13 protein-coding genes and 2 pseudogenes are annotated in these 13,828 nt (G+C 65.3%); 7 read left to right on the top strand and 8 right to left on the bottom strand.

Translation table 11 applies throughout. The features are described from left to right. Positions 1–207: 207 nt before the first annotated feature. The 6 genes from O3W51_RS26960 to O3W51_RS26985 all read right to left on the bottom strand — a co-directional run bounded on the left by O3W51_RS26960 (position 208) and on the right by O3W51_RS26985 (position 4,203). Positions 208–1,773, bottom strand: coding sequence for a YfjI family protein (locus tag O3W51_RS26960; protein WP_269287587.1), 1,566 nt, complete (start codon positions 1,771–1,773; stop codon positions 208–210). Further along, positions 1,770–2,636, bottom strand: coding sequence for a toprim domain-containing protein (locus O3W51_RS26965; protein ID WP_269287588.1), 867 nt, complete (start codon positions 2,634–2,636; stop codon positions 1,770–1,772). The genes O3W51_RS26960 and O3W51_RS26965 overlap by 4 nt, the downstream gene beginning before the upstream one ends. Continuing rightward, positions 2,633–2,857 carry a hypothetical protein gene (locus O3W51_RS26970; RefSeq protein WP_269287589.1) on the bottom strand — a complete coding sequence of 75 codons (225 nt, stop codon included), beginning with the start codon at positions 2,855–2,857 and terminating at the stop codon, positions 2,633–2,635. The genes O3W51_RS26965 and O3W51_RS26970 overlap by 4 nt, the downstream gene beginning before the upstream one ends. A 79-nt stretch (positions 2,858–2,936) precedes the next feature. After that, positions 2,937–3,665 (bottom strand): DUF6907 domain-containing protein, encoded by a 729-nt coding sequence (locus O3W51_RS26975; protein ID WP_269287590.1) that lies wholly within the window; start codon positions 3,663–3,665, stop codon positions 2,937–2,939. 20 nt (positions 3,666–3,685) lie between these two features. Next, positions 3,686–3,985, bottom strand: a complete 300-nt coding sequence (locus O3W51_RS26980) for a hypothetical protein (protein ID WP_269287591.1) — start codon at positions 3,983–3,985, stop codon at positions 3,686–3,688. Continuing rightward, positions 3,982–4,203, bottom strand: a complete 222-nt coding sequence (locus O3W51_RS26985; protein WP_269287592.1) for a helix-turn-helix domain-containing protein — start codon at positions 4,201–4,203, stop codon at positions 3,982–3,984. Before O3W51_RS26985 ends, O3W51_RS26980 begins: the two co-directional genes overlap by 4 nt. A gap of 122 nt (positions 4,204–4,325) precedes the next feature. On the opposite strand from O3W51_RS26985, the gene O3W51_RS26990 reads away from it, so the two are divergent. The 4 genes from O3W51_RS26990 to O3W51_RS27005 all read left to right on the top strand — a co-directional run bounded on the left by O3W51_RS26990 (position 4,326) and on the right by O3W51_RS27005 (position 8,536). Beyond that, positions 4,326–5,177: a hypothetical protein gene (locus O3W51_RS26990; protein WP_269287593.1), complete on the top strand. Its 852-nt coding sequence runs from the start codon at positions 4,326–4,328 to the stop codon at positions 5,175–5,177. A gap of 18 nt (positions 5,178–5,195) precedes the next feature. After that, the gene (locus O3W51_RS26995; protein ID WP_269287594.1) at positions 5,196–6,737 is read left to right on the top strand and encodes a site-specific integrase; all 1,542 of its coding nucleotides are present in this window, start codon (positions 5,196–5,198) and stop codon (positions 6,735–6,737) included. A 1,161-nt stretch (positions 6,738–7,898) separates the two neighbouring features. Then, a complete protein-coding gene (locus tag O3W51_RS27000; RefSeq protein WP_138356793.1) occupies positions 7,899–8,132 on the top strand; it encodes a type II toxin-antitoxin system VapB family antitoxin in 234 nt (77 codons plus the stop codon). Next, entirely contained in the window at positions 8,129–8,536 is a 408-nt protein-coding gene (locus O3W51_RS27005) for a PIN domain nuclease (RefSeq protein ID WP_138356744.1), read from the top strand. Before O3W51_RS27000 ends, O3W51_RS27005 begins: the two co-directional genes overlap by 4 nt. Before the next feature lie 73 nt (positions 8,537–8,609). On the opposite strand, the pseudogene O3W51_RS27010 reads toward O3W51_RS27005, so the two are convergent. Both O3W51_RS27010 and O3W51_RS27015 read right to left on the bottom strand, forming a co-directional pair. Then, positions 8,610–9,605 (bottom strand): annotated as a pseudogene (locus O3W51_RS27010) (DEAD/DEAH box helicase); the annotation flags it as partial. A gap of 41 nt (positions 9,606–9,646) precedes the next feature. After that, positions 9,647–10,126: an Imm26 family immunity protein gene (locus tag O3W51_RS27015; RefSeq protein WP_138356743.1), complete on the bottom strand. Its 480-nt coding sequence runs from the start codon at positions 10,124–10,126 to the stop codon at positions 9,647–9,649. Positions 10,127–10,464: 338 nt separating this feature from the next. On the opposite strand from O3W51_RS27015, the pseudogene O3W51_RS27020 reads away from it, so the two are divergent. The 3 genes and pseudogenes from O3W51_RS27020 to O3W51_RS27030 all read left to right on the top strand — a co-directional run. Then, a pseudogene (locus tag O3W51_RS27020) lies at positions 10,465–10,767 on the top strand (glycoside hydrolase family 15 protein); the annotation flags it as partial. An 812-nt stretch (positions 10,768–11,579) separates the two neighbouring features. Next, complete coding sequence (locus tag O3W51_RS27025) at positions 11,580–12,254, top strand: GAP family protein (RefSeq protein ID WP_138356742.1); 675 nt, start codon at positions 11,580–11,582, stop codon at positions 12,252–12,254. 178 nt (positions 12,255–12,432) lie between these two features. Beyond that, complete coding sequence (locus tag O3W51_RS27030; protein WP_232486053.1) at positions 12,433–13,677, top strand: DUF2254 family protein; 1,245 nt, start codon at positions 12,433–12,435, stop codon at positions 13,675–13,677. Positions 13,678–13,828: the final 151 nt, after the last annotated feature.

Genomic DNA, 13,828 nt, shown 5'->3' on the forward strand with positions numbered 1-13,828 from the left:
ATGCCTCCGTTCGTGCTGTGGGCGGACGACTTTTTTCCCTTAAATCCATGCCTCGCGGTTCCGGGGATCCATGGACCTCAGGCCGGTTGCTCTACGGAGCGTTACTCGTCTGATTACTTAGAGTTAGAGTTAGTTCAAAATTGGCCTCTTAGGGGGCCCTGGACATAAGTCCCGACCTCCCACTGGCATGGATTTAATGGAGATAAGTCAGAGGGGCCGAGGGTCGAAGACGGCGGGATGCGCCACAAACCGGGCTTTCTGTGGACGGCCCTTCGCTCCCTCGGGACGTTCAGGCGGATCGATCCGGCGCAGCCAACCGGACGACAGGAGAAGGCTGATCGCCGCGTCCACGTCCTCCATGGAGGTGCACCACTGCTGGCCCCGCACGCCCTTCTCGACGTCGCCGGCGGGGAACCTGCCGATCGTCTGGGTACGGCGCAGCCAGTCCAAGACCGCCCGCGCCGGGCCGAGCTTGGACTGTCGCTCCGAGGACATGAGATCCGCGACCAGGCGCGCGTGACCGATCATGTACGGCACCAGGCTGATGGCGTCGTCCATGATCTCGCCGCTGACGGTCAGGCTGTCCGGCGCTTCGAACAGGGTGAGTACGGCGGCGATGCGGAGTACCTGGCCGGGTAGCTTCTTAGCCCAACCCTCGACGGCGGCCAGGTCGCCGTGCGCTTTGTGGCGCGGCTCCAGGGCCTCCCAGAAGGTCTTGAAGAGCTCCTTCGCCTTCGGGTCGAGGTCCATCTCCAGGTACTGCTCGTTGTCCCAGAGTGTTTCCATCATGCGGACGACGGCCGCGTTGTACGTGGCGCGGACCTCGGCGGGGATCGAGTCGGTGTCGTACTCGCGGTCACCGACGCGACTCTCGGGCATCGAGAAGATGAACCGGGCCATGAGACCGCGGGCCTCGAACACGTCGCCGGTCTCGCCCATGCCGGTCAGGAAGCCGGGTTGGACGGCGAGGCCCAGGGAGAGGTTCGGCCGGTCAAGGATGAGCACCTTGCCGCCCTTGCGGTTCACCGAATGGGGCTCGTGGTTCCACGCCTTGAGGACGATCTCGGGGTTGGCTGACTTGCTGTAGCGGCCGCCGACGTTGGCGAGGAACGACGATTCGGTGGAGAGCACGGCGAGGCGCTGTCCTTGCTCGGCGATGATGTCGACGGCGGCTTCTGGCGTCGTGTCGTCGGCGATCAGCTGGGTGAGAACCTCTGGGTCGCCCATGGCTTCGAGTTCGTTGCGGGCGAGGTCCAGGGCGTCGCGTGCCTTCTTCCGCTTCTCGGGAGTGTCGGCCTTCACGATCTTGGTCTCGGAGTCGGAGACGCAGCTTTCGGCGATTCGGCGGTCTTGTTGGTCGCGTGCGACGGCGAATTTGTCGAGGTCGCGGCGCCGTTTCTGCTCCTCGTAGATCGGCTTCGCCATGTGGGTGAGTGCCGGTGACTTCATCTCGCCGGGCGCGGCGACGGGCATGGTGTAAAGCGTGACGGGCTCGACCCAGTCCGTCTTCGGCGAGACGGTCCGCCGGCCGCCGATCGCGGTGGAGGCGACCGCCATGCCGAGCCACGCGGGCAGGTCGACGGGCACCTGCAGACTCTTCGCGACTGCCTCGGCCATCTTCCCGATGCCCCGCAGTTTGGAGGCGTCCAGCGGGATGGGCGGCGGCGGGGCCAGCGGTACTGGCTCATCCCAGTCCGTCGCGTCCTCGCCGTGAACTCCCGTGCTCCAGTCGGGCTTGATGATTCGGGGCAGGAAGGCCGGTTCGGTCGTCACTCGGCCACCACCGGGTCGCCGGGGTACGGGACGGGTGCCCAGACCTGAACGAACTGGGTGTCGTTGTGGCCGGCTTCGAAGTGGTCGGCAGCATCCTTGCCGGTGAGGGTCTGGACGACGTACACGCTTCGGGCGATCGCGCGCAGCGTCTCGACCGCGGCCTTCGCGTGCTGCTCGCCGGGCTCGTCGCGGTCGGCGACGATGGTCACGTCTGCGCCCTGAAAGAACGCGGCGTGCTCGGCCGTCCACTTGCCTGCTCCACCCGCGTTGCAGGTGGCTGCCAGCCCGTGGTCGAGGAGCGCGTGCACGTCCTTTTCCCCTTCGCACACCCACACGACGGCGCCCTCGGCGACGGCCTTGAGGACGTGCGGCAGCCGATACGGGATGGTGCGGACGAGCCGCTTGCCCTGGTCGTCGTTGAGCTTCCAGCGGCGCCCGGACTTGTTGGTCGGGTCCGGCCTCCACTGGTAGAAATCCTTGCGGTCGCAGCGCACGACGCCATGCACCAGGCCGCCCTGCTCGTCGTCGTACCGGTACTCGGCGACCCGCTTGTGACCGTCCTTGGTGCACGGCATCCAAGTGCTGTCCGCCGGTCGGTCTGGCCGCTCGCGTTCAGGCATCGGCTCGTCGAACAGATCGGCCTCGGTCCAGCCGATCGCGTCCAGGAACTCGGCGTTGCCCTGGCACTTGTGGCAGAAGATGACGACGCCGCCGTTGCTGCCCCGTTTGATCGCCACGGTGTTGTCCGCGTCTCCGTCGTGGCAGATGCCACGGGTTCGGAGGGCGCCGCCGCTGTACCGAGCGGGTTCGCCTCGCGACTGGAGCAGGTCGGCGAGCCGGTTGAAGGCGATGCCGTCGGTCACTGGTCGCCCTCCTCGTTCTTGTTCTGCATGTTCTTGGCGACCTCGTCTGCGAGTTGTGCAGCAGCGGTGGTCCAGCGGCGGTACGTGGCGCGGACGCTCGCAGGGCTGGGCTGCTCTTCCAGGGCGGCGCGAAGGGCGCCGAGGGTGATGTGGAAGCGAGCGCGCTCGGCGATATGACGCCGATCGGGGGTCGCGTCGTCGCTGTCGTTTACGCCGGTCACGGTGCACTCGTTTCTGCGCGGGCCAGATGGGTCGTGACGCGGGGCGCGGGCGCTGCCCCCAGCAGCGCCCGCAGCCGAGCTACTCGCCCAAGTTGGCTTCCGCGGCGTTCGAGGCGACGAGGTCCGGATGGTGCGCCACGCAGACCGGAGCCCTGCCCGCTTCAAGGGCGGCGAGTTGGTCGCGGAGCGCGCGGAGCCGAGGCAGAGCGGCCTCAAGGTCGGCGATGAGCTGGTCAGTTCCGGCGACGTCGAGTTCGGCCTCAGACTCCGGCTCAGTCCACACCGACAGGCACGCGGTGGGCTTGCCCTCGATGTCCTCGCCGTCCGCGCGGTCGTACGTGTAGACCTCGGCGCTCAGGATCGGCTGACGGGCGCCCGGCACCGTGACGCGGACCTTCCCGGCCGGCTCCGGGTCGATGCCGTCGAGCTGGCTAGCGAGAGCTTCCATGAGGGGCAGCGCCGCCCGGAACTCCCCGACCTTGGCACGCAGCTCGGCGGCCGTGAGGCTCCAGTACTCGCCGACGACGCCGAACGAGACCGAGGGCTCAGAGCCCTTGCAGCCGCTCGGGGTGTCGTCTTCGGCGTGCAGGCTCACCTCGACGCCGACGGTGCTGGTGACGTCCTCGAACTCGAAGTGCACGGGCCCCGGGGTGGCGACGGTGACGCAGCGGGAGAGGTGCACGGTGTGGGCGCCGATCTCGTCACACCAGCCGTGGATCGGGCAGGCCGGGACGGGGCGTGCGGCCAGGTCCATGCGCTGGTCAGAGCGGGGAGGCGTCACCGTTGACGCCTGTGCGACAGTGGTCATGATGCGTGTTCCTTCGTTCTCTACTTACCGGTGGGTTCGTTGTCGCGCTCGACAGGCAGGGCTGAGGGTGCAACCTCGGCCCTGTCGTCGTTTTCGGGCAGGCCACAGAAGCGCAGGATGTCCGCGCGCTTCACAAAGCGGAGCCGCCCGAGCTTGGTGGTCGGGATGGGCAGGTCTCCGGCGGCGAGCAGTTCGAAGTACATCGAGGCGCCGATGCCGGTGACATCGCAGATGGTGGTTTGTGCCGGGCACATGGCCGGCAAGGAGTAGATCTCAGCAGGCGTGAGCGTCGGGCGGCGAGCAGCCGCGGTCGAAGTCACGGGGTCGGCCGTTCAGATAGGTACGGCTTGAGGAGCGTCGCAAGCTCACGGAGCTCCAAGACCACGGCGAGTCGGTAGAGGGAGTCCAGCGACAGTTGCTTCTGCCCTCGTTCGACCTTCGAGAGATGTCCGGGGTCGATCTCGGAGCGGTGGGCTACGTCCCTCAGCGTCATCCCATGTGCTACCCGGACGGCTCTCAAGGGAGGATCGATGCTCACGGGTGTTGAAGTAGTGCGCATGCAGAGAGAATAGAGAGGGAAGTGACCCCGAGGCAAGCGGACTTGCGCATCAATGTGCAGTGGTTCTTCACTGATGTTGCCTCGGGGTCTACACTGTTCCCATGACGACTGAGCCCCCACCCTCCGCCCCGGAGCCCCTCAACAGCGGGGACGACGAAGCTCGGCACGCTTACACGATCAACCAGCTAGTTGCCTACAACTTCATGCGTGCCCGTAGGTCAAGCGGCTGGACACAGGAGGAGTGCGCAGCCCAACTCACGTTGGTGACCGGGAAGCAGTGGACAAACGCCACGGTCAGCGCCGCAGAACGATCCTGGCAAACTGGCCGCATTAAGGAATTCAACGCAAATGAGATCATGGCTTTTTGTTTCATCTTCCAAAAGCCAGTGGCCAGCTTTCTCCTGCCCATCACTACCGGCGCGGCCCCTCGTCATAAATACGTAATGAGGAAGATCACCGAAGGCGATCCAGTCCTCCAAGATGACCTCAAGGACATGCCGCAGGATCCCGGTAAGTCCTGGATGATGGATCTGAGCGTGCTCGACTACGTGCTCCCAAAGGAGCGATTCGTCCAGGGGTTGTCGGACGAGGTAAACCGCCTGCTCAGAGTGCATGGACTTGTTTGGACCCCAGGCAGCCAGGCCTTCAACTGGCGTGACGAGTCCGACGATTACTGGGACTCAGTCGGCGAGGCAGAGGAAAATCGACTCGATCTAGAAGATGAGCTGGTATCGAGAGGCCCGTTGTTTGAGTCCGACCCCATCAGAAAGCGGCTCAATCTCGACCCTGAGACCCTGAAGGCCATCATTGAGGAGGCTTCGGAAGCTGCCGTCCTTAATTTCGTTAGAAACATCAAGCGATTGGACCAACAGCGGGACATTGATGGACTCGATACGCCAAAAGACGGAACAGGCGACGATGGGTCTCATGGGCTGGGCGAACCGCCTTTCTGAGTCCGAAGGGGAACAGAGATGTCAAATACGCGCCGTGCGGGTGGTGTATCAAAGCGTTGCGAGTGCCGCGATCCAGGTGGGAAGCTACTGGGTCAGTCGTGCCCGCAGCTGGCGAAGAAGAACCACGGGGCGCTAGCACTCCGCCAGGAGCTGCCGCTCGACAAGGACGGCAAGCGGCGCCCGTTCCGGCGCACCGGGTACGGCAGCCTCAAGGACGCGCAGGCCGACCTCGACCGGATCCGCGCGATCCTCGACCTGGCCGGCGACGACACCGACGCCCAGCTGCGTGTCGGTGACCTGCTCGCCGACGTCATGCGCGACCGCCTGGAGATCCCCGAGGCCGTCGGGGTGTCCCGGAAGCTCGGCGTCGGCGTACCGCTCGACGGCCAGACAACCCTCGGCGAGTGGCTCGACACGTGGGTAGCGACGAAGAAGACACGGCTGACCACCACGAAGAACTACCAGTCACACATACGCGTCCACTTGAAGCCAGGCATCGGCCACTACCGGGTCGACCGCTTCAACGTCGGCCACGCCCAGGAGTTCTTCGACGGCATCGACGACCTCAACGAAGTAGTCCTCGCGGAGAACGCGGCCCGGCGTGAGCAGGCGGCCCGCGCGAAGTGGGGCAAGGCCAGCCGGCCCCCGGCGGCCGAGTCCGAGCGCCTGGCCGTCGAGCGGGAGAAGCTCGCGGCTATGCCCCCGTACCGGCTCGTCACCGGGCCGGCCACGAAGCAGCGGATCCGCGCCACGCTACGGACCGCCCTGAACGCTGCGATCAAGCGGCAGCTGATCACTTTCAATCCGGCCGCGCACGTCGAGCTGGAGTCGGGCAAGCGCCCGAAGGCCGTGCTGTGGACTGACCAGCACGTCGCACGCTGGCGGGAGACCGGCGAGAAGCCGTCACCCGTCATGGTGTGGACTCCCCCCCAGGTCGGCGCGTTCCTCGACGTCGCCGAGGACGACCGGCTGTACGCGTTCTTCCATCTGATCGCGTTCCGCGGCCTGCGCCGCGGCGAGGGCGTCGGGCAGGACTGGGCGAACATCGACCTCGACCGCCAGACCCTGACCGTCGCGAAGGAGATCGTGGTCGACGGGTGGACCCCCATCGAGACGAAGCCGAAGACCGACGGATCCGCGGGCACCATCGGCCTGGACTCGGTGAACGTCGAGGTGCTGCGTGAGCACCGGGCCCGGCAGTTGGTCGAGAAGGAGAAGGCCGGCGCGAAGTGGGTCGAGACCGGGAAGGCGTTCACCACACCGCTCGGGGAATGGCTGCACCCGGAGAAGGTCTCGGAGACGTTCCGGAAGATCTGCCGTGACGCCGAGCTGCCGCCGATCAACCTGCGGGACCTACGGCACTGCGCGGCCACGCTCATCCACGCGGGCGGCGGCGACCTGATGGCGATCAAGGAGACGCTGCGGCACTCCAGCATCAAGCTTGCCGGCGACACGTACACGTCGCTGCTACACGAAGTGGATCTGGAGATCGCCGAGCGGGCCGCCGCCCTGGTGCCCCGTGCCCGGAAGCCTGCCCCGGTGGAGGCGCCCGCGGAGTAGGTCGAAGGCGAAAGGCCGGCCCTCGCGCTGTGGGGGTCGGCCTTCGTCCTGTCCAAGGTTCCGCGCAGCCAGCGTGGATTGATGGATGCCAGCAACGGTACGACCAGGCGCTGACAACGGGTATGCGGCGTAGAATGTATGCGAGAGGTCAGGGGCTCTGTCACCGCAGGTGGCAGGGCCTTTCTGCTGGCCCGCTGCTGGCCCGAGAGCCACGGATCGGGGCGTTTTCAGCCGGAGCGGGGCGGAGTAACGGGCGGCGGGAACAGCCCGTTGACCTGCTGAAAGTGGAGTCTGGCGGAGTAAGTCGGAGTAGCGCGAAGTGACGGATAGTAAATACATGGAGACTCATAATCCGTCGGTCGTGGGTTCGAGTCCCACCCGCCCCACCCGTGCAGGCCTCTGACCTGCGGAAACGTCGCGTCTGGGACCTCAAAACATGAACTTGGGCCCAACGGACTCAATCCGCTGCTCAGTTGGATGGAGCATTGCGTAGCTTCCTTCCGCCTTGGATGGCGTCCAACGCGCTGACCTGCTGTTTTGTGGCTGATCAACTTGGTCACCAGCCGGAGCTTGGCTGTCCTTGAGGGTCGCAGCACAAGTTGTGGGGACGTGGTGGGGACGCGGGGATCGGGTCAGGGCGGGTAGCAGCGTTGCTTGAGTGCGCCAGGTCGGTTTCAGATAACGGCCCGTACTGGAAACGGCCCAGCTGGAACACCGATGCGACCCTGACCATTCAGTCGGCCGGGCGGATCTGCGCGCCGAGGCCCTACAGCTCCCTCCCCATCCGAGTCTCAGATGCCGCAGTCCCTGGCGTCATCGGTGGACAGAAGCGGGGGGATGCTCGGACCTGGCTTGAGGCATGGCCGTGCAGCACATGCCGTGCAGTCGGGGTGAGAGCCAGCCAAGGCGGCGTCGGCGCCTCGACAGCCGTTGCGGACGGACCGTTGGCCGGCCAGGGAGCGGTCGGGCGAAAACCCGTGCCCCTTAATGACCTCGCTACCCCTGACTGACCCCGCCGCCGAACGTCCCATCGGCAGGTGGTCGCGCCATGAATCACTGGGACACCATCGCCATCGACGACGCGGGATGCGTTGCTTCTGCCGCCGTCAATGTTGGCGATGTATCGTAGATGCATACATCAACATCAGGGAGATGGTGGTTGTGTCGGTCACCCAGATTGATCTCGACGACGAGGCGCTGGCAGAGGCCATGCGGTTGATGGGCGTCACGACAAAGAAGGAGACGGTCAACGCGGCCCTGCGCGACTACGTGGACCGGGTCAAGCGGCTGGAGGCCGCCGAGAAGCTGGCTGCCCGCGGGGCCCAAGGTGAGTTCGATCAGGCCGCCGCCGCCCATGACGCTGTTAAGCAGGCCCGGCGGGCGGCCTTCGAGTGATTTCGTATCTCCTCGACACTTCGGCGCTGTGGCATCTGTTCCGCACCCCAGGGGCGCTCCGGCCCTGGGAGGGGCACATTGCCGCCGGGGTGTTCCGCGTCTGCGAACCCACCCGGACCGAGTTCCTGTACTCGGCCACCAGTCCGTCCCACCGGGACGAATTGGCTGAGGAACTGGACGCGTTGTGCCCGCTCTCGGCGGTGCCGAAGAACGCTTGGCGCTGGGTGGACACCGCCCAGTACAAACTCACCCAGCGCAGCCAGCACCGCTCCGCCGGCGCGATCGACCTACTCGTCTGCGCAACCGCAGTCCACCACGGCCACACCGTGCTCCACGTAGACAACGACTTCGCCACTGTGGCCAGCATCCTCAAGGACGTACAACAGCGCGACATCCGCACCTAATGCCGACCGAGTTCGTCGTCGCTGACCTGATGGCGGCCCGCATGCCGCCGTGCTGGGGGGTGCAGAATCGAAGTCACGGTCCCACCATCGTGAACCTGGACGGCTCTCTGAGCGCAGCCGCCGCACCCTCCAGATCCGCGAGCCGTGCGGCAAGGGTGGCCTCCGCGAGCCGGGTTGGCAGTGCTGCGCTGAACTTGAGGCCGTTCAGCGCACGCGCATCCACTGCGGGAAGACACAGCTGGTCGACGGCCTCTGCAGTGGCCTTCCTCCATTCCGCGGGCGTCACGTCCTCGCGAAGTCGGATGCAGGTGTCCGTTGGCCTCTGGAGAGGATCGGCGATCGTGGTGAGTGTGGCGGCCAGGGTGGCGTTGGCCCGGTAACCGGCCCAGGTCCACCAGCGCAAGTTGGTGTCACGCCCGCCCCTGACGATGACGGTCCCGTCCGGGTGGACCAGTTCCGAACTGCCCTCGCGCGCCTGGGCCAGCGCAGCCGTGGCACGCACGGTGAGGGGCACCGGCGGGTCGGAGCCGAGCAGTACTTCTCTTGCCGCGCGGGTCAGTTCATACGATGTGGTCCGGCCGGAACCTACTCCTCCCCAGCGCGCTTTGCCGCCGCCATCGACCGGTTCGACGAAGCATCGCCGCCGGGACCAGTCGATATACGTCACCTGCCAGTTCCGTCCTGCAAGGAGCAGACGCCGAGGACCGAGCACCTCTTCTGTCAGTAGCGCGGGATTGGTCGTGCCGATCTCGGAGTGACCCGACAGCACCGCGAATTCCGGAGCCGCCGTGAACACTGCGGTGAGATCCATGAAGTGTCGGTATCCGAAGCGGCGTTCGGCTTCGGGACCCATGAAGAGCATCCCTCCGTCCCGGTCCAGGAATCCCTCGTCAATCAGGTGTCGCACGATAGGTTCGGCCGAATTTCCGAAGGGGCCAAGCTCTCCCCACCATTCCTGCCACAGTCGGTCACCGACGCGATGCTCCTGCAAGCAGAGGGCCAGCACTTGTTGCGCGACGATGTGCCGTGGGTCCGGCGGAGCGACCACCGGCTCCACCCAGCCGCGCGACTTCAGGCCACCACGCGCCGCAGCCAGCCTGCATGAGCTCGTTAGAGATCAACGCCAGGTCGTAACTCATCGAAAATTGCAAGCCAGGGCTCCAATCCGTGAAGGGCGCGGGCAGCCTTCTCTACAACGGCAGGAGAATATGACTTCTGCATCCTGAGGCGCTTCACTTCTTGCGGAGATGCGGGCCTGCCTACGGTTCCATAAATGTCCTGAATATGGAACTCTTCCCCAATCCCAACTGGAACTTTGAAGATTGGATTCAGCAGGCGTTCCGCAGGCGTGCGGCGGCCGACAATCCTCCACGACCCGTCACGCACGCGCAAATCCATCGTCTCAACCACAAGCCGTGGATCATCGACATTGAGCGACTCAAGATCCGGCGACTCCAGAGAGCTGACAGCTCCGAAGAATACCGCAATGAAGATATTTCTACGCATCTTCATCAAAATCTGAGCAAAAGCAACCGAAGTCTCTGCAATGGTAATTGCAACAATATCCCCTTGCTGATATTTCACTAGCATACCGTACCTCCAGCGGCCTTGTATTTCTTGTCAACCATCTGGACTCGCTTGTTGGTCAATACACTTCCAGGAACCGAAGATTTCCCGCCCCCTGCGCGTATCCAGCTCTCCTCGAGAACATCGAGATCTTTCCCGGCGTTTGCGCGCCCAAGCACCTCGAACGTGAACGCAGCACCTGGATAGTCCCTCGCATGGGGCCGCCCGGGGCGGCGTCGGCGTCCTTGCAGCTGCTGAGGACGGGCGGTTGGCCGGCCAGGGAGCGGTCGGGGGAAGACCTGTGTCTGATTGTCACTGAGCACGCGAGGACAGCTGATCACCGTTGCAATCGGCATGGGCCAGTCGTCTACCGCTACGACCCGGCAGTCTCCCCCGACGGGCTGAGGGGCTCCGAGGGAACCTCCAACCTGTATACCTTCCTCTATGTCCAGGCCCTCGCCAAGGCCGGCCGCATCCACCAAGCTCGGTACGCGTTCGACAATATGCTCGCCTACGCCAACCATGTCGGTCTGTTCGCCGAGGAGATCGGACCGTCTGGCGAGTAGCTCGGCAGTTTCCCCCAGGCATTCACCCACCTGGCGCTCATCGACGCCGCCGTGACGCTCGGCGAGGAGCTCGACCGGGCCGCGGGACGGGCGGGCTGACAGCATCGGCCAGAGTTTCGGCAATCAGAGCATGGCTTCCGAAAATTTCAGTCTCGCTCAAGATCTCGAACCTGTGGGAGCTCATATACGAGGACAGGCGTCCGGTTCCGGAGCGGGGTTTGGAGTGCCGTGAGAAACGGCCGCACTGTCCTGCATGGATGTTCCTGCGCTTCCGCAACGGACTGCGTGGAGCCGTCCACTTCAATCCCTCACAACCAGCGCGCACCTGGCCAATGCGGAGAGCGATGAGCACACGGCCTTGAAGGAGGGCATCGCCACGACCGGTGGGCCGCGAAGGCTTCCAAGTCGTGGTGGGGGACCGCTCCGAGCCCGGCGATCGACGTGACCGTTGTCGGAACCGTTGCGATTGCCTGGGAGATTCAAGTGTCGGCCATTTCGAGACGCCTGGCGGGACGCAGAGCCCGGTCGCCCGACGGGACGGGCTTGTGCCGTCATGGACGACGACGGCGAGGAAACTATCCGAGGTGCTTCACGGCGCCTCGTGGTCGCTGATCGTGCCCCGGCCGGCCGTGGCAGGAGATCCACGACGGCCAGGAGATCCACGTCGCAGGTGGAGTACGGCCATTTGACATGATCCGCTGCTCCCGAATCCCCGGTCCGTGTCCGGTGAAGAAGACCGGCAGGCGCAGCGACTTCCACGGTGTCTGGGAGGTGTACAGCCCCACGCTGGACGATCTGGTCCGCGCCCCCGACGCAGCCCGTCGCAACCGTATTAAGCTTCAGCGAATAGTCAGCTGGCGCATTATGTCGTTCCGTTCGCAAGTTCTCATCACCGAGGAAAAGAGGCCGCCGTGGGTGACGCCATTGGGCAGATGCTGGTCCCCGCGGTCGGTATTGCCGTCAGTCCGATTCCGCTGATCGCCATTGTGCTGATGTTGGCCACACCGCGTGGGCGCGTCAACGGGACTGCGTTCGCCGCGGCGTGGATGGTCACCCTGGCTGTGGTCAGCGTCATCGTGGTGCTGGCCGGGAGTGGGGCCGACGCACGCGTCAGCAGCGACCCGGCGAGCTGGACCTCGTGGGTCAAGCTGGCGCTGGGGATCCTATTGCTCCTGCTCGCGGGGATGCAGTGGCGCGGCCGGCCGCAGGATGGCCAGGAGGCACAGTTGCCCAGGTGGATGGAGTCCATCGAAGCCTTCTCGCCGGCCAAGTCTGCTCTGCTGGCTGCCGCACTGGTCGGGGTGAGTCCGAAGAACTTGATTCTGGCGGTCGGCGGCGCATTGTCGATCGCGTCGAGTTCGGCCGGAAGTGGCGGTAAAACGGTGGCCATCGGGCTGTTCGTGCTGATCGGCTCACTGTGTGCCTTGGTACCGCTGGGTGTCTTCCTGCTCGGTGGCGATCGTGCGGTCACGATTTTGCAGTCCTGGAAGACATGGATGGCAGCCCACAACGCCGCGATCACGGCGGTGCTACTCATCGTATTGGGCACCAAGTTCGCCGGCGATGCCATCAGCGCGCTGACCTAGCCCAGCCGGCCGTCGCTGAAGGCCCGCATCTCGATGTCGGCGAGTTGCCTGTCTCCGGGCGCTGTACGACTGTGGCTGGAGGGGTGCCCCACGACGCCGCGGAGGCCGACGTGATCGTCCCAGCAGGAGCCCTGGCACGGATTCTGCGGCAGTACCTCATCTGGGGGTCGTGAACACGATGGAAAGACTGCCGGTCGGAGAGCACAACATGGCCGTGCGCGTCGTGCGTCCTCGGCGCCGGTTGCGCGCTGGGCTCACCCAGTTGATCTGCTCGGGCGCGGGGCTGCTCCTCGGTCTGCTCGTCCCGAGAGTGGACGGCGGACTGCGGGTCGACGCCACCCGCACGGTCGAGGTCCTGGTCACCGTGGCTCTTGCCGTCGTGGGCGTGGCCAGTCTGATCTTCTCGCTGCTCTTCTTGGTGGTGCAGTGGGCCGCAGGGAGCTTCACTCCGCGCCTGGCGCTCTTCCGTACCGATCCGACGGTGTGGCGGACCTTCGGCTTCGTCATGGGACTGCTCGTCTACAGCACCAGTGCGACCCTGGCCATCGGCGCGAAGCCCGACACCTCCGTTCTGGTTCCGGTCCTGGCACTGGTGCTGACCCTTGTCGCCCTCGGCCTCGTACGGAACCTTCAAGTGCGCGCCTTCGAGTCGATCCAGCTCGCCCACGTCCTGGCGATTACGACGCAGCGTGCGCACGAGATCGTGGACGCCTTCTACCCCGATGGCGGCATCGGGCGTTCCAAGGGCGAGAGCGATCAGCCGCGCTTGCCGCCATTGCTTTCCACGGTGAAATGGCCCGGCACCACCACCATCGTGGAGCAACTCGACATCCTTAACCTGATGACGGCCGCGACCAGAGCCGGATCCGTAGTGGTGATGCGGGTGGCGGTCGGCGCGACCATTCAGCACGGCACCACCCTGGCGGAAATCCGCGGGGGAGACCTGGTCGACGGCGAGGTGGTGCAAGCGGTCATCGCAGGGCGGGAGCGGACCTTCCGCCAGGACCCGACCTTCGCATTCCGTCTGCTGTCCGACATCGGTCTGCGAGCACTTTCGCCGGCTGTCAACGATCCCGCGACCGCGGTGCAGGTACTGGACGCCATGGAAGGCCTGCTCGGCCGCCTCGTCAGAACCGCCCCGGGCGCGTTCACGGACAGCGACGACAATGTCCTCGTGATTCTGAAACTGCCGGTTTGGAAGGACTTCGTCAGGGTCGGCTTGGACGACCTGCTCGCCGCGGGAACCACGTCACCCATGGTCCTGCTGCGTGCCCGCGCGTTGCTGCTGGCGCTGTTGGCGGCCCCGGCACCACCGCACCGTCTGGCGCCCCTGTCCTCTCGGCTCGCCTGGATCGAGAAGGAGCTCTCCGACCGCTACCCGCTCATCTGGCAGGAAGCGGCTGACGAGGCCGCCGAAGGCTGAGGCCGCTTCATACATGCGGCGTAGTGCTGAATTCCTCAACTTATGGGTATACACGGTGTGTTGAGGAGTGCGCTGGGGGTGGATGGTGCCGACATTGCTGCGGGCTCGGCCTGCTTCGGGTCCGGATGAGGCGTTGATGATCGACCGGCTG

It is taken from the genome of Streptomyces sp. H39-C1, assembly GCF_027158125.1.
Classification (GTDB): Bacteria; Actinomycetota; Actinomycetes; order Streptomycetales; family Streptomycetaceae; genus Actinacidiphila; species Actinacidiphila fildesensis.

Excerpts from the sequence above, each read along its gene's own strand:
- O3W51_RS26975 (WP_269287590.1), bottom strand. The coding sequence starts at position 3,665 with ATGACCACTGTCGCACAGGCGTCAACGGTGACGCCTCCCCGCTCTGAC.
- O3W51_RS26990 (WP_269287593.1), top strand. The coding sequence starts at position 4,326 with ATGACGACTGAGCCCCCACCCTCCGCCCCGGAGCCCCTCAACAGCGGG.
- O3W51_RS26995 (WP_269287594.1), top strand. The coding sequence starts at position 5,196 with ATGTCAAATACGCGCCGTGCGGGTGGTGTATCAAAGCGTTGCGAGTGC.
- O3W51_RS27030 (WP_232486053.1), top strand. The coding sequence starts at position 12,433 with ATGGAAAGACTGCCGGTCGGAGAGCACAACATGGCCGTGCGCGTCGTG.
- O3W51_RS27015 (WP_138356743.1), bottom strand. The coding sequence starts at position 10,126 with ATGCTAGTGAAATATCAGCAAGGGGATATTGTTGCAATTACCATTGCA.